An 18,928-nucleotide genomic window follows, 5' to 3' on the forward strand; every position below is an offset into this window, starting at 1 on the left:
GCCGTGAGTGCTGGCCCGCACACCCGTTGGCAGCGACGCCTCGACGCGATCCGGCGCGGCGAAGAGATCAGACCCCCATTCGCCCTGACGCTGCACATGCCCGGGATCGACGAGTGGGGTCCCGGGTTCGTCGCGACTCACGTCGACGTCACGCCCGCCGTCTCCACTTCCGGTCTGCGCTCGGCTACCTGACAGGCGACGACACCGGCAGGTTCACGAAGCTCGGTGCCGACGGATCCAGCTGGATGTGCTGCGGCTTCAGCCCGGACTCGTTGAGCAACGGACGCAACGGAAGGCCGCGCGGCACGTTCATCGCGAACACGTCGACCCGGAACCGATGGCCCGGTGCGATCAGGGCTTCGGTGGGCAGCAGACCGACGTCGACGCCGACGGGGCGTCCCGGCATCGCGGGCTGCCGGGTGGACAGGGTCAGTGTGTAGAACGGGTCGACGACGTCGCCGTTGGCCGCGAACTGCGACCGGGTCTTGTCGTAGTTGCGCAGCGACACCATCACCTGGCCGGACGTGAGGACCTTCGAGGTGCCGTCCGGCGCAACGTCGTTCAGCGTCGCGGTCCAGTATCCGTCGGTGGCGTCGAGCACCGTGTTGAGCCGGACATTGCTGTATCCGGACAGGCTGCGGGTGGTTGTGATCGGTGCGGACGTGAACGTGAGCGCGTTGCGTTCGGAGATCCGCGCGTCCTGCGCGCACCACGGGAACAGCGCGGTGATCCCCGCCATCTGCTGTGCGGAATCGCGTGAGCAGAGTGTGAGCACACCGGGCGAGATCGTCATCCGGCCGCGCGATGCCGGCATCCGCGAGGTCAGGCCGCCGTCGGCGACCGCGTGCGGTGCGGTACCGCTGCGGCGATCACCGAGATAGAGGCGTTGCCGAACCATCCCGGCCCGCGGGAACTGCTGCGCGGAGATCCAGTCGTCGCCGACCTGCTTGAGGGTGGCGGGCCCGTAGCGGTCGATGCCGTTGTCGATTCCCTTGAGCCACTTGTCGAACCACGCCTTCTGCAGCACGTCCAGGCGCGGCGGGGTGCCACCCCGTCCCTGCTGGCCGCCGCCCATGGTGAGGTGATAGCCGTCGCCCATGATGAGCTGTTTGCGACCGGGCGGCAGTGGGATCTTGTTGTACATCCGCACTTCGCTGTTGGTGAAGAGATCGAACCAGCCCCCGTAGAGGAAGGTCGGGGTGGTGATCTTCTCGGCGTTGTCCTGCCACGATCGCCTCGGCTCGGAGTTGTTCTCCAGCAACGCTTTCAGATTCGGTGGAACCGATGCGACGTCCGGGGTGAGCAGAGCTGCGAACAGTTGCGGATAAAAGGTGAACGGGTCGGCGATACGGTCGGCCAGCCATTTCCAGTCGAAGGTGCCGTTGAGCATCGACGCCACGTTCGGCACCATCTTGGTGGTGTTGACGAGCGTCAGCCACATCGGCAGGAATCCGATGCCCAGCGCGCCGCCGGGCGCGACGATGTCGCGGATCAGGTCACCGCCGGCCTCGACCGGGAAGATCGCCTTCAGCGCCGCAGGGTTCTTGTTGGCCGCCTGGATCTGGTTGATCGCCGAATACGACACCCCGGACATGCCGACCTTGCCGGTGGACCATCGTTGGCGCGCAGCCCAATTGATGACCTCGACGCTGTCGGCCTGTTCACGACTCTGGAAGACGTTCCAGGTGCCCTCCGAGAAGCCCGTGCCGCGGACATCCGCCACGACCTGGGTGTAGCCGCTGCGCACGAGGTCATAGTCCACGGCGAAGTTGCGGACGCCGCCGGCGCGGAGGGACTCGGTCAGCGTGGTGATGTCGGCGAGGCTGCGGATGGGCGTCGCGACCTGACCGATCGCGGTGACCAGTTGCATCAAGAACGGTCCGAGCACCGGATGCTGGGTGACCTCGGCCGCCACCGCGGTGATCAGCTTGGTGTACGGCATCATGTTCACCACGGTCGGCGTCTTGGTGCTCACCGCGCGACCGCTGCGGTCGGCGGGCCGATACACGTTGGCGCGCAAGACCGTTCCGTCGCTCATCCGGATCGGCACGTCCCAGGTGACGGCGACGCCCGGGTACGGGTGCGGGCCGTCGTGCGTGGCCGCCCAGATTTTCGCCGGGGCACCTCCGGTGACGCCGAGGGTTGTGGCGCCGGCCGACGCCGCCCCGATCGCCAGCGACACCGACACGATCAGCGACACCAGGACACCGAAGATCCCGGAAATGGTCCCCACCCGCACGCCCGAACCCCCGTTCGTGTGCCCGGTCCGCAGTGGACCGAGCGTCCATACGGTAACAGATCACGTGGCGCAGATCACACGATCGACGTGGCGATCCTCAGTTCCGGCTCACGTCGATCGGATGCGTCGACAGCAGCGGCATCGGCCACGGTTGGCGGCGCAGGACCGCCGACCAGAGATCGGCGGTGGGCGGTGCGAGCAGATCCCGCGGCATCGCCGACGCGAGCATCCAGCTGTCCTCTTCGAGCTCGCCCTCGAGCTGACCGATCCCCCACCCGGCATAGCCGGCGAAGATCCGTACCCCCTCGAGCACCTCCGCCAGCTCCTCGGCGTCGCCGTCGAGATCGACCATCACGACGCGCCCGTCGACCGGCCGCAGCGCGGCGAAGGCGTCGATGTCGGTACCCGGCTTGACCACACCGAGGCACAGGGCGGAGTCCTGCTTGACCGGGCCACCGATGAACAACGCCCGCGGCGACGCGGCGATGTCGGTCCACTGCGGCAAGAGATTGTGCACAGCGGTCTGGCTCATGCGGTTGATGACCACGCCGAGGCTGCCGCCGTCGTTGTGCTCCATGATGTAGATGACCGTCCGGGCGAACGTCGGCTCGAGCAGGTTGGTCGACGCGAGGAGCAGAGTCCCCGGCCGCACGCGACCGACGGGGGACGCCTCCCGCGAGTACGCCTCGGGTGTGGGTTCGTCTGGTTCGTCGCCGCCGGCCACCTCCCCATCATCGCATGGCGGGGCCCGCTCGGTCGGTAGTCTGGGTCGGTGACATCCGAGTCCGCGCATCACCGTTCCGGACTCCGCGAATTCGCCCGGTCCCTCAATCACTCCCCCGGACTCGGTCGGCTGCTCGCGGTGCGGCTCACGAGTCAGATCACCGACGGCGTGTTCCAGGCATCGCTGTTCGGCGCGATCCTGTTCAACCCCGAGCGGCACTCCGATCCGCTGGCCATCGCCGGCGGTCTCGCGGTGCTGCTCCTGCCGTACTCCGTCATCGGTCCGTTCGCCGGTGCGTTGCTCGATCACTGGGATCGGCGCGCGGTGCTGATGTACGCCAACATCCTGCGGGCGGTGATGATCGGGTTGGTCGCGGTGTCCATCGCGACCGGTGCTGTCGACACCGTCGTACTGATCGGTGCCCTCGCCGTGACCGGGGCCAGCCGATTCGTGGCGTCGGGTCTGTCGGCCGGTCTGCCGCACGTCGCGCACCGCGACGTCATAGTCGCCACCAACGCGCTGTTCACCACCCTCGGCGCGGGCATGCTCGCGGTCGGTGCGGGCATCGCCGCCCTGCTGCGAGCGCTGTTCGGACCCGACAACGTCGGCAGTGCGCTCACCACCGTCGGCGGCGTGGTGATCGCCCTCGTCGCCGCCGGTATCGCACACGGGTTTGCCCGGCTGGAACTCGGCCCCGACGAACCCGACGATCCGGGTCGGTCGGCGGTGCACGCGGTCGCTGTCGGCCTGCTGCACGGGGTGCGCGCGGTGGCCGGGTCCCGCACGGTGTCGGCGGCGCTGTCGGCGATCGGCGCCCACCGACTGGTCTTCGGTATGAACACGCTGATGCTGCTGGTGATCAGCAAGCAGGCCGGGGTCGGCGACGGCCTCGCCGGGATCGGCGTGGTCGCCGGGTTCACCGCCGGCGGCGCCCTGCTGGCGGCGGTGGTGACGCCGTATTCGGTGGGACGTTTCGGTCGTCGGGCCGTTCTCGTCATCGCCCTGATCGTCGGCGCGCTCGCCGAACTCACGCTGCTGACGTTCGAACCCGTCGTGGTCTGTCTGGCGGCGTTCGTGCTCGGCCTCATCGGGCAGATCGCGAAGCTGTGCGGCGACGTCGCGATGCAGGTCGACATCGGCGATGCGGTCCGCGGGCAGGTGTTCTCCGTGCAGGATGCCGTGTTCAACATCGCCTACGTCGGAGCGGTCACCGTGGCCGCGTACGTCATCCCGGCCGACGGCCGGTCCATCGGTCTGCCGATCGTCGGCACGGTGCTCTACGTCATCGGAGCGATCGTCGTCCGGCTCGTCCACACACCCCACCACCCCTTTCATTTCACGGCCGACGAGGACCGAATTTCGGCGAACGATCGTCATAACTGACGTCGGCGCGGCCGTCACCGTCCTCGTCGACGAGAACCCGGTCGTAGCGACCGTCACCGTCCTCGTCGATGTACAGGCGTTGGGCCACCGGGACACCGGCCCGTCGGGTGCCCTGCAGCTCGACGTCGGGTGTGCCGTCGCCGTCGAGATCCTCCGACCGTACGACGGCCCCGACCCGACCCGCGGGCGGTGGCGTCTCGGCGGGCGGAGGTGCAGGCCCGGTAGCCGACCGGCGCGATTCGGGGCCGGTGGTGACCTCGCCCCAGACGCCGGTCCCCGTGTCGGAAAAGAACGCATCGGGCCGTGCGTCGTCGTCGGTGTCGAGGGCCGCGACGTCCGCGACGCCGTCGGAATCGCTGTCCCACATGGCGTCATCGCGCCGCCCGTCCCCGTCGAAATCGAGCCTGACCGCGTCGTGGTGCCCATCCCCGTCGAGATCGGCGTCGGCAGCCGACACCCACGATGTGGTGTGCCCGTCACCCGTGCCGAACAGGTACTCGATGGAGGAATCCACACTTGATTCGACGCACGACCCGACCGTCCGGTTCCCTTCGGCAGACGGTAGGTTCAGGGCTGTGTATGTGAGCGATCTGGGTGAACAATGGCATCGCGCTCGCCTCAGTCCGGAGCTCGTCCACCTTGATTCCGCGTCCGCGGGACGGTCTTCGAACGCCGTGATCGGCACCATCTCCGCCCATCTCTGGCGCGAGACCGAACGCGGCTCCTACATCGCCGCAGACGACCGGGCCGACGAGATCGCCCGCGACACCCGCGATCTAGCCTCACTGATTGGTCACACCCCGGACGAGTTGGCGTTCCGCGAGAGCGCTCGGGCCGCGCTCCGGGCACTTCTCACCTACTGGAATCTGCCGATCTCGTCGACGGTGTGGGTGGCCAAGAACGAGTTCGGCCCCAACCTCGTCGAGTTCGAACGGCGCGGTTACGCGGTGCGCGCGCTGCCCGACGTCGACCTCATCGGCCACGTCGACACCGACGCGCTGGAGAACATGCTGCAGTTCGAGCAGCCGGACTTCATCCACATCTGTCAGGTGGGTTCCGCGTCGGGAGCGGTGCAGCCGGTGACCCGCATCGTCGAGATCGCGCACGCCGCCGGCGTGCCCGTCGTCGTCGACATGGCGCAGTCCGCCGGTCACGTACCCACCGTCACCGGCGCCGACGTCGTCTACGGCACCAGCCGCAAGTGGCTGACCGGACCCCGCGGCGTCGGCTTCGTCGCGGTCCGCAAGGACGCCCTGCGCCCAGTGCAGATCGAGAGCTCGGAGGCATTCGTCGCCGGACGCCTTGGCCTCGGGATGGCCGTGTCCGAAGTGCTGGCGATCGGTCAGCAGCGGGTGTTCCGCGAGTTGGCGGCGATCGGCCGTCACACCCGCGAACGCCTCGACGGCATCGGCAGCTGGGAGGTGCTCGAACCGGTCGATGAGCCGTCGGCGATCACCACGCTCGCGCCTCCCCCGGGCTGGCAACCGGCCGACGTCGCCGCCGCGCGCGCCAAGTTGCTGTCCCTGGGCATCCTGGTGACCTGCGCCGATTCCTGGCGGGCACCGCTGGCCACCGAGCAGTCGGTCCTGCGGATCAGTCCGCACCTCGACGTCGAACGCGAGGATCTCGACAAGCTCGCCGACGCCTTGCGGACGATGGGTTACTGAACCCGGTCCACCGAACCGGTGTCGGCGAGGATCTCGTCGATCGCCGGCCGCGCCAGATCGGCGTCGGTGTCGACCAGCCCGATGCGGGTCCGCCGATGCAGCACGTCGTCGGTGGTCAAGGCCCCCTCGTGAGTCACCGCGAACTCCACCTCGGCGCGGGTCACATCGAGACCAGCCGCGATGGGCGCCAGCGGATCGGACACGGTCGCGATCGCCGCGACCTTCGTCGCCTCCGCACCGAACCGCCGCACCATCGATGCCGGGATGCCGGCTTGTGGCCCGATGTCGGCGGCACCGACCAGTCGAGTCGTGGCGGTCACCGCCGGACCGGCCGTGAGCTGACCGGCGCGGATCGCCGCGTCGACGGCGTCGGCCGCCATCCGTCGATATGTGGTGAGCTTCCCGCCGATCACGCTGACCAGGGTGGAATCGTCCACCTGCACGTGGTGACGGCGCGACACATCCGCGAGATCACTTGCGTCCGAACCACTTTCCTGTCCGGTGCCGACCAGCGGGCGCAGACCGGAGTACGTCGCGCGGATGTCGCCACGCGAGAGCGGCCGGTCGAGCGCCGCGTTGACGCCGTCGAGCAGGAAGTCGATCTCGTCGTCCGACGCCTGCGGAACGTCCGGGACCGGGCCGGGGGCGTCGACGTCGGTGATGCCCACGTACACGCGCCCCAACTGGGCGGGCAGCGCGAACACGAAGCGGCCGGCGCCGGAGTCGAGCGGGATCGTCAGCGCCCCGGTCGGATGCCCGAACGCCGCCGCGTCGAAGACCAGGTGTGTGCCACGACTCGGCCGCACCCGCAGCGCCAGTTGGACGTCGCCGGCCCAGACGCCGGTCGCGTTGACGACCGTGCGGGCCGACACGTCGAAACTCTCCCCGGACAACGTGTCGGTCAGTCGGGCGCCGGAGCCGGTCACGTCGTCGGCCCGGGTGTGGGTACAGATCAGGGCACCGAACGCGGCCGCGGTGCGGGCCACCGCGACCACCAGCCGGGCGTCGTCGACCAGCTGCCCGTCGGCGCCGCAGAACGCTCCCCGCAGGCCCCGCGGGCTGACCGTCGGGCACAGCCTGGTGGTGTCGTCGGCCGAGAGACGACGCGGCGCCGGCAACACGGTGGCCGGGGTCCGCGCGGCTCTCCGCAGCAGGTCACCGGCCGCGAGTCCCGCCCGGACGAGCGTCGTGGTGCGACGGCTCCCGACATCGGGGATGACCTGCGGCAACGGTCGCACCAGGTGCGGGGCGATGGTCGTCATCAGGTGATGTCGTTCGACGGCGCTCTCGTACGCGATACGAACCTGTCCGGTGGCCAGATACCGCAGACCGCCGTGCACGAGTTTGCTGCTCCACCGCGAGGTCCCGAATGCCAGATCGTGTGCCTCGACGAGCGCCACCCGCAACCCTCGCGTGGCGGCGTCGAGCGCCACTCCGACGCCGGTGATGCCGCCCCCGATCACCAGGACGTCGAGCGGCCGATCCCCCGACGCCAGTTCGGTCAGCGCGCTCTCGCGGCGCCGCGCGTCGAGGGCGGTCATCAGTTGGCCGCCGGGAGTTCGAGCGGCGTGCGGAGGTACGCGGTCAGGGCCTGATGCAGCTCGATGCTCCAGTCATCGCCGAGGATCGATTCGACGAGGGCGGCCGACTGGATCGCGGACTGCGTCATCAGCAGAACCATCGCGGCCATCTTCTCCGGGTCCCCGTCGCGGATCTGCCCGCGCTCCTGACCCCGCACCACGATTTCACCGAGCATCTTCAGGACGCCGAGCTGGCTGGTGCCCAGCCGGTCGAAGACGTAGGGCGCCATGAGCTCTCGCTGTTCACGCCACAGTGCGGCGACGAGTTCGTCGTCGCGGAGCGCGGCCGCGACCCGCACCACCTGGTCGATCGACGCGTCGAGGTCGTCGGTGCGCAGTGGGATGGTGTCGGTGACGGCGGTGATGATGCCGAGCACCTCGCGGGTCAGCAGCGCGCGGATGATCTCGGACATGTCCGGCCACCGTCGATAGACGGTCGGCCGACTGACACCGGCTTCGCGGGCTACCTCCGCGACGGTCACCTTGCGACCGTCGTTGCGGACGAGGCATCGACGTGCCGCGTCGAGCACCTGCTCACCGATGTCTTCTTTACAGATTGACATGATATGTAACACTGTAACTTATGGGACCCGCCAACCTCGGCAACCGGGTGCGCCACGTCACAGTTCTGGCCAACCCGCGATCGCGGCATGGCGCAGGCCGGGCGATCGCCACGCGGGTCGTGGCCGGGCTCGGCGCACGCGGGGTGGACGTGGAACTGCTGGTCGGCGCCGATGCCGACGATGCCGCGGCCCTGGCCGGCAAGGCCGCACGCAGCGGCACCGACGTGTTGCTCGTGGTCGGTGGCGACGGAAGCGTGCGGCTCGCCGTCGAGGCCGCCTTCGGCACCGGCACACCGATCGGCATCGTGCCGGCCGGTACCGGCAACGACGTAGCCCGCAATCTCGACATCCCGCTCGACGACGTCGACGCCGCGATCTCCGTGGTCATCGACGGTCACACCCGCTCGGTGGACCTGGGTCGCGTCACCTTCCCCGACGGTCGGTCCGTGCTGTTCTCCACCGTCGCCGCGACCGGATTCGACGCGTCCGTGACCGCGCGGGCGATCGACATGTCCTGGCCGGCCGGTCAGTCCCGCTACACCGTCGCCGCGTTGCGCGAGCTCGTCGGCCTGCGCGCACACCACTACGCGGTACGCGTCGACGACGTCGAGATCGAGGACGACCTCGTCTTCGCCGCGATCGGTAACACCACCTCCTACGGCGGCGGCATGCAGATCACCCCGGCGGCGTCGATGACCGACGGGATGCTCGACGTGACCATCGCGTCGCACCCGTCACGATTCGCCCGGATGACGATCGCGCGAGTCTTCCCCAAGGTCTTCTCCGGGCGTCACATCGGTCATCCGATGGTCCGCACCATGCGCGGACGGGAAGTCGAATTGTATTGCGACCCAAAGGCTCTCGTGTCCGTCGACGGCGATCTCGTCGGTGAGCTACCGGCCGTCTTCGAGGCGGTGCCGGAGGCGGCGACGATCCTGGTGCCCGCGGCCTGATCCCGGCCGCAGTGTGAATCCCGGCCGCGGGCTGCCTCCCGGACGCGGGGGGATCACCGCTCCGCCCACCACTCGCGCAGCGCTTCCTCGGCTTCCTCACGTGACAGCGGTCCGCGGTCGAGCCGCAGCTCCTTGAGATACCGCCACGCCTCCCCCACCACCGGGCCGGCCGGGATGTCGAGCAGTTCCATGATGGCGTTGCCGTCGAGGTCCGGGCGGACCCGGTCGAGATCCTCGGCCGCCTTCAACTCGGCGATCCGGCGCTCGAGATGGTCGTAGTTCTCCTGCAGCCGACGAGCCCGCCGACGGTTACGGGTGGTGCAATCGGCACGGACCAGCTTGTGCAACCGGTCGACCAACGGGCCCGCATCCGTGACATACCGGCGCACAGCCGAATCGGTCCACGTTCCGTCGCCGTACCCGTGGAATCGCAGATGCAGAAAGACCAGCTGGGAGACGTCGTCGACGACGGCCTTCGGATACTTCAGCGCCCGCATCCGTCTGCGCACCAGTTTGGCGCCCACCACCTCGTGGTGATGGAAGCTCACGCCGCCACCCGGTTCATGCCGGCGGGTGGCCGGTTTGCCGATGTCGTGCAGCAGCGCCGCCCACCGCAGGATCAGGTCGGGGTCGGACTCCTCGAGGTCCATCGCCTGCCGGAGCACGGTCAGCGAATGCTGGTAGACGTCCTTGTGCTGGTGGTGTTCGTCGATGGTGAGCTTCATGCCGGGCACCTCCGGCAGCACTCGCTCGGCCAGGCCGGTGTCCACCAGCAGGTCGAGCGCCTCGAGCGGACGCTCCCCGAGGATCAGCTTGTCGAGTTCGGTCCGGACGCGTTCGGCGGTGATCCGGTCGATCTGGCCGGCCATCTCGGTCATCGCGTCCTGCACTCGCGGCGCCACCCGGAAGCCGAGCTGAGAAACGAATCGCGCGGCCCGCAGCATCCGCAGCGGATCGTCGTCGAACGACTCCTGCGGGGTCGCGGGGGTGTCGATCACGCCCGCGAGCAGTGCGGTCATCCCGCCGAGAGGGTCGCAGAACTCGGCCGGACCGCTGCCGTCGACCCGCACGGCCATCGCGTTGATGGTGAAGTCGCGGCGCACCAGGTCGTCGTCGAGAGAATCGCCGAACACCACTTCGGGGTTACGACCGACCCGGTCGTATGCGTCGGACCGGAACGTGGTGATCTCGATGGTGTGCTCACCCTTGCGGGCGCTGATCGTGCCGAACTCGATGCCGGTGTCCCACTGCGCGTCGGCCCAGCCCGACAGCAGCGCCGCCACGGCGTCGGGCCGTGCGTCGGTGGTGAAATCGAGATCGTTGCCGAGCCGGCCCAGGACGGCGTCACGGACCGAACCCCCGACCAGGTACAACTCATGTCCGGCGTCGGCGAAGCTCGTCCCGAGCGGGACCAGGATGTCCGACAGACCCTGCATCGTCACCGCCGCGGCCGCCAACAGGCGGGTGCGGCGCTCGGGGTCGGTCACGGCATGACAGCCTATCGCCCGGACCGCGTCGCGCGCCCGTCCGGGCGGACACCGCGCACCGCCCACGGCCCATCCAGGCAAACAGCAGGTGACCAACGGCTAGCATCGGAGGCGTGTCCGCCGATCCGTCCACCGACCCTTCTGACGTCTCCTCCGACGTCACGGTGGGTGAATGCGGTCGATCGGCACGGGTGACGCCGGCCGATCTCGCGGCCGCCGCACGGCATTCCCACGCCCCGACCGAGGGCACCGACGACGACGCGAACGCGCCTGGTCACCGGGGACGACGCGGACGTCGCCGACGCGGACGTCGCGCGGTCCCCGCCGACACCGCCGCCCCGGTCGAACGTTGCGACCCCCCGCCCAAACCGGGACCGGTCGCCGGCCGCACCACCACCCCGGAACCCGCACCGGTCGATGACGAGCCCCGCCCCACCCACACCCGCGTCTCGCCACCGAAGCCGTCGGATCTGGTGGCGGTGACCGCGAAGATCACCAAGACCGGCCTCACCCATGCGGTCGGGGCCGACAGTCCGTCCGGCGGCGGCAAGAACAAGACCCGTCGACGCAACGGCCGCCCCGAACGTCCGCCCGAGAAGCTGCGAACCGTCCGCGAGACGTCGGCCGGCGGTCTGGTGATCTCCGATCTGGACCTCCCCGTCGAAGAGTTGGCCGCGGCGCTGATCGGCCGGATGGATCGTCGGGGCCGGATGATGTGGTCGCTGCCGAAAGGCCATATCGAAACCGGGGAAACGGCCGAGCAGACCGCGATCCGGGAGGTCGCCGAGGAGACCGGCATCGAGGGTACGGTCGTCGCGCCGCTCGGGAAGATCGACTACTGGTTCGTCAGTGAGGGCCGGCGGATCCACAAGACCGTCCACCACTACCTGCTGCGCAGCACCGGCGGCGAACTGTCGGACGCGGACTACGAGGTCAGCGAGGTGGCGTGGGTGCCGTTGCACGAGCTGCCCCGTCGGCTCACGTACTCTGACGAGCGGCGACTGGCCCGGATGGCCCGCGGCGTGATCGCCGATCTCGCCGCCGACCCGAACAGGTTGGCCCAGTCCGAGGCCGAGAGCATTCGCACCGAACCCAACGCCTATGAGAGAGCCGCAGCCGCACGCAATCAGCGCCGGAACGAGCCGCCGCCCCCGGCGCGGTCCCGGCGCCGGCGTCGACGACCCCGACGGTCGTCCGGCGGCGATGCCTGAGGCGCCTTCCGGCTCGCGGAGTCCACTCCTCTGGCGCCTCACGCTCATCCTCGCCTCCGTATTCCTCGTCGTGCTGGGTGCATCACCCGCGGTCGCCGCCGGAGACCCGGTCGACTCGACTTCGTCGACGACACCCTTCCTGCGGTTGTCGGTCGACTCGATCACCCCGTCACTCGTGACCAGCAGCGGGGGCCCGGTGGTGACGGTGACCGGGCAGCTCACCAACGTCGGTGACCGCACACTGCACGACCTGACGATCCGACTCGAACGCGGTGACCCGGTCACCGATGCCGCCGGGTTACGCAGCAGTCTCGCGGTGACCCCGACGCCGGTGTCGGTGGCCACCCCGTTCCGGCCGGTCGCCGACGAACTGCGCACCGGCGCATCGGTCCCCATCCGCGTGACGGCCACGCTCTCCGGCAACGACGGACTCGGCATCCAACAGGTCGGTGTCTACCCGCTGCAGATCAACGTCAATGGCCTGCCCGACTACGGCAATCCGGCGAAACTCGCCGAATCCCGCACCCTGCTGCCGGTCCTCTCACTCCCCCCGGACCGCGCACGCGCCGATCAATACGTCAGCCCGACCGGTGACGACGACAACGACACCCATCTCGGCCCCGACGGCTCGGTGTCGGCGAACCTGTCGAGTCCGGCACGGCTGACGATGATCTGGCCGCTGGCCGCACCCCCCCAGCTGACGCCGGGGGTCCTCGGCGGTCGCACCGAACCCGTCCGGCTCACCGGCGAGCAACTCGCCGAATCGCTGAGCCCCGGTGGCCGACTGCACACCCTGCTCGAGGTGGCACGGTCCGTCGCCGGCCAGACCGATGGGGATACCGGCGACGCCGCCACCTCGGGGGCGGCCACCGGCAGCGCCGACCAGTCGGCCGGGCAAGCCCCGCCCGGTGAGCCCACCGAGAGCGGCACCACAGGCGACCAATCGACGCCGGCGCGGCCGCCGTCGAAACTCCAGCAGAGCATGTGCCTGGGCATCGACCCGGACCTGCTGGTGACGGTGCGCGCCATGTCGCTCGGCTACGTCGTGTCCACCGACCCCTACGACCCGACGGGTCCGACCACCCCGGGTACCGGGCAGGCGCCGGCGCTGCAGTGGCTCACCGAGTTGCAGCAGCTGGCCGCGCGGATGTGCGTGGTCGCGTTGCCGTTCGCCCAGGCCGATCTGACCTCGCTGTCCCGGGTCGACGACGTCGGACTGTCCGGCGCCGCACTCACCGGCCCGTCGGACATCGTCGACACCATCCTCGGGGTGCGCAGTATCCGCGGCATCACCATCCCCGCCCTCGGCGCGATCGACACCACCGGCGCGGGGGTGCTCGACTCGGTGTCGGTGGGCGACGCGGTGACCTCGTCGAGTGCCGTCGCGGCGACGCGACCGGACGCCGCGGGCCGCTATCGAGTCGGTGACCTGCACCTCCAGACGATGGATCAGCCCGTCACGGCCGCGCTCGGTGGCCTGGGCGAGCACCCGACGACGCCGGCGCTGACTCCCGACGACCAGCAGGTGTCGTTCGCCGGGCAGTCCGCGGTCGTCCGCCGCCAGGCCGCCGTCGGGGCGCTCGCCTATCCGGCGATCGGCGCACCGGAACCGGTCGGCGGCGGCGAGGCAGCCACCCCGCAGCCGATCACCGGCCGCAGCGAATTCATCATGCCTCCCACGTACTGGTCGCCGACCGCCGACGACGCCGACGCCCTGATCAGTACCGCCACGGTGCTGCTGGAATCCGGCGCGGCGAGCGCCGTATCGCTGTCCGACCTCGTCCGCGACCTCGGTCGGGCCACCGCGTCCGCCCGCTTCATCGCCCCGCCCGGCGTCGACCCGCTGACCACCGCGGGGATGGCCGTCGACCCCGCCACCGCGACGACGATGCGGACCCGGGTGGGACAGACCTGGCAGCTGCAGGCGTCGCTGATGCGTTCGGCCGACGTCGCAGCCACCCCCGAGCGGTACATGGCACCGCTGCGGGAGGACATCCTGCGCGCGCTGCGCACCCCGGACACCGCGTCCGCCGACTTGCGCGCGGATCTCCTCACCCAACGCCATGAGCGGGTCGCCGCGGTGGAATCCACCCTGCAACGCATGCTCAATTCGGTGTCCATCCTCGACCCGGGCGGCCGCTACACGCTCGCCTCCGAGCGCAGTCCGCTGCTGTTGGTGGTCCGCAACGATCTCGCCCTGCCCATCCGGGTCCGGATGACGGTCACCGCACCCCCGGAACTCGAGGTCGGCGACGTCGGGGTCATCGAGATCCCGGCCCGCGGCACCCGCCAGATCCAACTGCCGACCCGCGCCGACACGTCGGAGGCCATGTCGGTGACGATCTCCCTGACCACGTCCAGCGGGCTGCCGGTGGGCACCCCGATCCGGCTGTCGGTGAACGCCAACGCCTACGGGAAACCGCTGTTCTGGATCACCATCGCCGCGGCGGTGGCCCTGGTGGCCCTGACCGCCCGGCGTCTGTGGCATCGCTTCCGTGGGCAGCCGGATCCCGCCGACGAGGACCGCCCGGATCCCGACGAGCACGATCGACTGCTGGCCCGCACCACCTACCAACAGCGACGACGAACCCTGCAGCACGAAGCCGCACACCAACCCACCCACCCCGAGGTGCCACCCGACCCGCCACACCCGACCGATCGAGACAATCCATGAGCGAGACCACATCATCGACCCGACCCGCCGGTGACTCGGGATCCGCCTCGGATTCGAGCGTGCTGCGGACCAGCGGCTCGATAGCGATCGCCACCCTGACGAGCCGGATCACCGGGTTCATCCGAACGGTGCTGGTCCTGGCGATGCTCGGCCCCGCGATCGCCTCCGCCTTCCAGGCGGCCTACGTGCTGCCGAACATGATCGCCGAGGTCGTGCTGGGCGCGGTGCTCACCGCGATCGTCATCCCCGTCCTCGTGCGCGCGGAGGCCGAGGATCCCGACGGCGGCCGCGGTTTCATGAACCGGATCTTCACGCTCGCGGTGGTGACGCTCGGGGCCGCCACGGTGATCGCACTGATCGCGGCCCCGCTGCTGACCTACCTGAACGTCGGCGACGGCGACGTCAACCGGGACCTGACGACCGCCCTCGCCTACCTGCTGCTACCGGAGATCCTGTTCTACGGGTTATCCGCGCTGTTCATGGCGATCCTGAACGTCAAGGGCTACTTCAAGCCGGGCGCCTGGGCGCCGGTCCTGAACAACTTCGTCCAGATCGCGACGCTGGTCCTGTACGCGGTGATGCCCGGCGAGATCACCCTCAACCCGGTGCGGATGACCGACCCACAGCTGCTCGTCCTCGGCATCGGCACCACGCTCGGCGTGGTGGTGCAGGCCATGATCCTGGTGCCGTGGCTGCGCCGGGCCGGCGTCCGGCTGCGGCTGCAATGGGGCATCGACGCACGGCTGCGGCGTTTCGGCACCATGGCCGTCGCCATCGTGCTGTACGTGGCCATCCTGCAGGTGGGCCTGATCATCACCTACCGCATCGCGGCCCAGGCCAGCGCCGCGGGCATCAGCGTCTACGCGACGCACTGGCAGCTGCTGCAACTCCCCTACGGCGTGCTGGGTGTCACCATCCTCACCGCGATCATGCCGAGGCTGTCGCGCAACGCCGCGGCCGACGATCATCGCGCCGTCGTCGACGACCTCTCGCTGGCCACCCGGCTCACGATGGTCGCGCTGGTGCCCGTCGTCGCCTACATGACCTTCTTCGGGCCGGCGATCGGTGTCGCGGTGTTCAACTTCGGCCGCTTCGACGCCCACACCGCGGCCCAACTCGGTTCGGTCCTGGCCTGGGGTGCGTTCACGCTCATCCCCTACGCCATGACCCTCGTGCAACTGCGGGTGTTCTACGCCCGTGAGGACGCGTGGACACCGACGTTCATGGTGCTCGGCATCACCGTCGTCAAGGTCGCGTCCTCGTGCCTCGGTCCGGTGCTCTTCTCCGACCCGGAACTCATCGTGCGCTGGCTCGCGCTGTCGAACGGGCTGGGCTATCTCGTCGGAGCGATCGTCGGTCACTATCTGCTGCGCCGCCGACTCGGCGATGTGCACCTGACCGACGTCACCCGGACCACCGTCGTGACCATCGGCATCTCGGTCGGCGTGGGTGCCGTCGTGTGGGTGATCGCGAACGTGTCCGGCATGCATCGGCTGGTCACCGAAGCGGGCAAGCTGGGGTCGATCGTCTACTTGATGTTGACGGCTGTGGTGATGCTCGGCGTGACCTATGCCGGCCTCGCCGCGGCACGCGTGCCCGACGTGGTGTCGATCGGAATGTCGGTGCGCCGCATGCTCGGTCGCTTCATTCCCGCCTTGGCCCCGGCTGAGAATCCGGTAACGGAATCGACACCGAGCATCACGGTTCAGTTTCCACGGATCAACGCCGACGAGTCGCTCCCGTACTCTGGTCAGGTACAGGTGCTCCGGCGATTCGACCGGGGCACAGCCACGTGGCAGTCATATTCGGTCCACACGGGTGGGGCCGCCGGACCAACCGGCGGCGGTGAAGCGCGGGTGCTTTCGCCCCAGGACATGCGCTATCGCAGGAGAGGAGCCCGACGCGTGAGCGACACAGAGACAGGTACCACGCGTGAGATTCGGACCCCGCAGGACACCGGGATCCGCCGCGGGCTGCAGTCGGACTCCATCACCCCAGAGGCCCAACCCGTCACCGAAAAGCCGTCCGGCCCAGACAAATCCGACAACTTCGGCGTGACATCGGCCACATCGACGCCGGACCGCCCACGACCGCCGCGCCCTCGCGGGCCGCGACCCGTGCCCGGCGCCGCCGTCGCCGGCGGCCGCTACCGCCTGCTCGATCATCACGGCGGCACCCGCGGACTGCAGTTCTGGCGCGCCCTCGACACGAACCTTGACCGCGAGGTCGCACTCACCTTCGTCGACGCCGAGCAGGCCGCGCCGCCTCCGCGCCGCGACGAGCCCGCCAAGTCGTCCGGTGAGGGACCCCAGGCGGTGTTGTCGCGGACCTTGCGGCTCGGTCAGATCGCCTCCTCGGGGGTCGCCCGCGTGCTCGACGTGGTCCGCGGTTCCTCCGGCGGCATCGTCGTGTCCGAGTGGGTGCCCGGGTCCTCACTGGCCGATGTCGCCCGTTCCGGACCGTCGCCGATCGGTGCCGCCCGCGCGGTGCGTGCCCTGGCCGCCGCCGCCGAAGCCACCCACCGGTCCGGCGGTTCGCTGTCCATCGATCATCCCGATCGCATCCGGATCAGCACCGACGGCAACGCGGTACTCGCGTTCCCCGGCACCTTGGCCGGCGACGACAAGTCCTCCGACGTCCGCGGTCTCGGCGCGGTGCTCTACGCGCTCCTGCTCGATCGTTGGCCGCTCGACCCTGCCACCGGCTCCGACCTCGTCACCACCGCCGACACCACCACACCCGTCGGGGGACTGGCCATCGCCGACCCCGGCGACGACGGGATGCCCATCGAGCCACGGACCGCACGTCCCGAGATCCCGTTCGAGATCTCCGCGGTCGCCGCGCGTGCGCTGGCCGGGACCGGGGGAATCCGCACCGCAGCCACGGTGCAGCACGTTCTCGACCAGGCCACCGTCGTCGACCTGCCGACGGACATGTTGCCGGTGATCGGCGACGAGCCGCCGGTCGCCATGTTGGCCACGACGCCCCAGAACACCGGGCCTGCCCGGCGCAACATCGCACTGCTCATCGGTGCCGGATTGCTGACGCTGTTCGTGGTGCTCGCCCTGGTGATCTGGGCGACCAACCTGTTCGGCGGCGACGGCGACTCGTCGGACATCGACGCGATCATCCCCACTTCGTCGGCACCGGCGTCGCCCGGCGCTCCGGCGGCGCCCACCTCCGGTCCGATCGCCCTGCAAGGCGTGACGCTGCTCGACTTCTCCGGCCAGCCGCCGGACAGTTCGGCGAACCTCTCCAACGTCATCACCGGGGCGGCACCCGCGTGGAGCACCGACCTGTACCGCGGGTCGCCCGATTTCGGCGGCCTCAAGGACGGCCTCGGCCTGATGTTCAACCTGGGTGGCACCACGTCGGTGAAGACCGTCACCATCAAGTCGCCGACGCCCGGTTTCACCGTGTCCATCCGCGCTGCACAGACGGCGAACCCGACGTTCGCCGACACCACGGAGATCGCGTCGGGCACCGTGTCGTCGCCGTCGACAACGCTGACGATCGACGATCCGCAGCCGGCACCGTACGTCATGGTGTGGCTGACCTCGCTGCCGCAGACCGCGACCGGCGCCTATCAGGCCCAGATCAGTCAGATCAGCATGACGGACTGACCACCCACCGGTCTGCCGACTCATCCCCAACCCCTGATGTTTGCCATTTTCTGTGGATAACGGTGCAGGTCAGTTGGCCAATTGCTGATCGCATCATTTAATGTCGGATCATGACTCGGGGGAGCGTCGATGTCCGCAGCGACGAAGACTTGCTGCGTGCGCATGTGCACGGCGACCCCGACGCGTTTGCGATTCTCATCACACGACATCACACGTATCTCTGGTCACTCGCGTGCCGCACCACCGAGAACCCCGACGACGCGGCGGATGCCCTGCAGGATGCATTGCTCAACGCACACCGGATGGCCGACCGATTCCGCTCCGACGCCAAGGTCACCAGCTGGCTGCACCGCATCGTGGTCAATGCCTGCCTGGACCGGATCCGGCGTAATCGGTCCCGAACCACGGTGCCGTTCCCGGAACACGACGTTTCGTCGTTCGCCGACGAGCGCGATCACATGGCCGCGGTCGATCTGTCCGTGTCGATCGGCCGGGCACTCGACGCCCTGCCACCGGATCAGCGGGCGGTGATCATCGCCGTCGACGTCGAGGGCTACTCGGTTTCGGAGGCGGCCGAGCGTCTCGGCATCCCCGTCGGTACCGTCAAGAGCCGGTGTTCGCGGGGGAGGGTTCGGCTGGCCGAAATCCTCGGACACCTGCGTGAGCGCTGACTCACCCGGGACCCGATGTCGGTTGACCGAATGCACGGGAACCGGACCGGGACCCGGTGCGTCCTATTGCCAGAACAACAGAAATGATTGCCACACCGGTCGTCGCCGATACTCGAGTGAGCCGCTCAGACACAACCGACAACCGAGGTGGGG

The 18,928-nt window shown here is 69.4% G+C and carries 14 protein-coding genes; 8 read left to right on the top strand and 6 right to left on the bottom strand.

Features of this window, described 5'->3' with window-relative positions:
• The first annotated feature begins 3 nt into the window (after positions 1-3).
• Positions 4-192 carry a hypothetical protein gene (locus tag ACWDTI_RS04145; RefSeq protein ID WP_449736765.1) on the top strand — a complete coding sequence of 63 codons (189 nt, stop codon included), beginning with the start codon at positions 4-6 and terminating at the stop codon, positions 190-192.
• Here the strand turns inward: ACWDTI_RS04145 and ACWDTI_RS04150 are convergent.
• Together ACWDTI_RS04150 and ACWDTI_RS04155 are read right to left on the bottom strand one after the other, a co-directional pair.
• Positions 185-2,194, bottom strand: a complete 2,010-nt coding sequence (locus ACWDTI_RS04150) for a CocE/NonD family hydrolase (RefSeq protein ID WP_449736957.1) — start codon at positions 2,192-2,194, stop codon at positions 185-187. The genes ACWDTI_RS04145 and ACWDTI_RS04150 overlap by 8 nt on opposite strands.
• 142 nt (positions 2,195-2,336) lie before the next feature.
• Positions 2,337-2,963: a YqgE/AlgH family protein gene (locus ACWDTI_RS04155; RefSeq protein WP_449736766.1), complete on the bottom strand. Its 627-nt coding sequence runs from the start codon at positions 2,961-2,963 to the stop codon at positions 2,337-2,339.
• A 48-nt stretch (positions 2,964-3,011) separates the two neighbouring features.
• Here ACWDTI_RS04155 and ACWDTI_RS04160 point away from each other — a divergent pair, with 48 nt between their 5' ends.
• On the top strand, positions 3,012-4,346 hold the full coding sequence (locus tag ACWDTI_RS04160; RefSeq protein WP_449736767.1) for an MFS transporter: 1,335 nt from the start codon (positions 3,012-3,014) through the stop codon (positions 4,344-4,346).
• Here the strand turns inward: ACWDTI_RS04160 and ACWDTI_RS04165 are convergent.
• Positions 4,300-4,860 carry a hypothetical protein gene (locus ACWDTI_RS04165; RefSeq protein ID WP_449736768.1) on the bottom strand — a complete coding sequence of 187 codons (561 nt, stop codon included), beginning with the start codon at positions 4,858-4,860 and terminating at the stop codon, positions 4,300-4,302. The two genes, ACWDTI_RS04160 and ACWDTI_RS04165, sit on opposite strands and share 47 nt — an antisense overlap.
• 61 nt (positions 4,861-4,921) lie before the next feature.
• Here ACWDTI_RS04165 and ACWDTI_RS04170 point away from each other — a divergent pair, with 61 nt between their 5' ends.
• On the top strand, positions 4,922-6,013 hold the full coding sequence (locus tag ACWDTI_RS04170; protein WP_449736769.1) for an aminotransferase class V-fold PLP-dependent enzyme: 1,092 nt from the start codon (positions 4,922-4,924) through the stop codon (positions 6,011-6,013).
• Here the strand turns inward: ACWDTI_RS04170 and ACWDTI_RS04175 are convergent.
• Entirely contained in the window at positions 6,007-7,554 is a 1,548-nt protein-coding gene (locus ACWDTI_RS04175; RefSeq protein ID WP_449736770.1) for a glycerol-3-phosphate dehydrogenase/oxidase, read from the bottom strand. The two genes, ACWDTI_RS04170 and ACWDTI_RS04175, sit on opposite strands and share 7 nt — an antisense overlap.
• Positions 7,554-8,156: a TetR/AcrR family transcriptional regulator gene (locus ACWDTI_RS04180; RefSeq protein WP_449736771.1), complete on the bottom strand. Its 603-nt coding sequence runs from the start codon at positions 8,154-8,156 to the stop codon at positions 7,554-7,556. The genes ACWDTI_RS04175 and ACWDTI_RS04180 overlap by 1 nt, the downstream gene beginning before the upstream one ends.
• A gap of 20 nt (positions 8,157-8,176) precedes the next feature.
• Between ACWDTI_RS04180 and ACWDTI_RS04185 the strand changes: the two genes are divergently transcribed.
• Positions 8,177-9,109 carry a YegS/Rv2252/BmrU family lipid kinase gene (locus tag ACWDTI_RS04185; RefSeq protein WP_449736772.1) on the top strand — a complete coding sequence of 311 codons (933 nt, stop codon included), beginning with the start codon at positions 8,177-8,179 and terminating at the stop codon, positions 9,107-9,109.
• Between the two features lie 53 nt (positions 9,110-9,162).
• On the opposite strand, the gene ACWDTI_RS04190 is transcribed toward ACWDTI_RS04185, so the two are convergent.
• Entirely contained in the window at positions 9,163-10,545 is a 1,383-nt protein-coding gene (locus ACWDTI_RS04190) for a CCA tRNA nucleotidyltransferase (protein ID WP_449736958.1), read from the bottom strand.
• 164 nt (positions 10,546-10,709) lie between these two features.
• Here ACWDTI_RS04190 and ACWDTI_RS04195 point away from each other — a divergent pair, with 164 nt between their 5' ends.
• The 4 genes from ACWDTI_RS04195 to sigM all read left to right on the top strand — a co-directional run bounded on the left by ACWDTI_RS04195 (position 10,710) and on the right by sigM (position 18,775).
• The gene (locus tag ACWDTI_RS04195) at positions 10,710-11,807 is read left to right on the top strand and encodes an NUDIX hydrolase (RefSeq protein WP_449736773.1); all 1,098 of its coding nucleotides are present in this window, start codon (positions 10,710-10,712) and stop codon (positions 11,805-11,807) included.
• A complete protein-coding gene (locus tag ACWDTI_RS04200) occupies positions 11,800-14,481 on the top strand; it encodes a DUF6049 family protein (RefSeq protein ID WP_449736774.1) in 2,682 nt (893 codons plus the stop codon). Before ACWDTI_RS04195 ends, ACWDTI_RS04200 begins: the two co-directional genes overlap by 8 nt.
• Positions 14,478-18,104, top strand: a complete 3,627-nt coding sequence (gene murJ, locus ACWDTI_RS04205; RefSeq protein WP_449736775.1) for a murein biosynthesis integral membrane protein MurJ — start codon at positions 14,478-14,480, stop codon at positions 18,102-18,104. The genes ACWDTI_RS04200 and murJ overlap by 4 nt, the downstream gene beginning before the upstream one ends.
• A gap of 110 nt (positions 18,105-18,214) precedes the next feature.
• Positions 18,215-18,775, top strand: a complete 561-nt coding sequence (gene sigM, locus ACWDTI_RS04210) for an RNA polymerase sigma factor SigM (protein WP_449736776.1) — start codon at positions 18,215-18,217, stop codon at positions 18,773-18,775.
• Positions 18,776-18,928 lie beyond the last annotated feature (153 nt).

The organism is Gordonia sp. NPDC003424, from assembly GCF_053588655.1.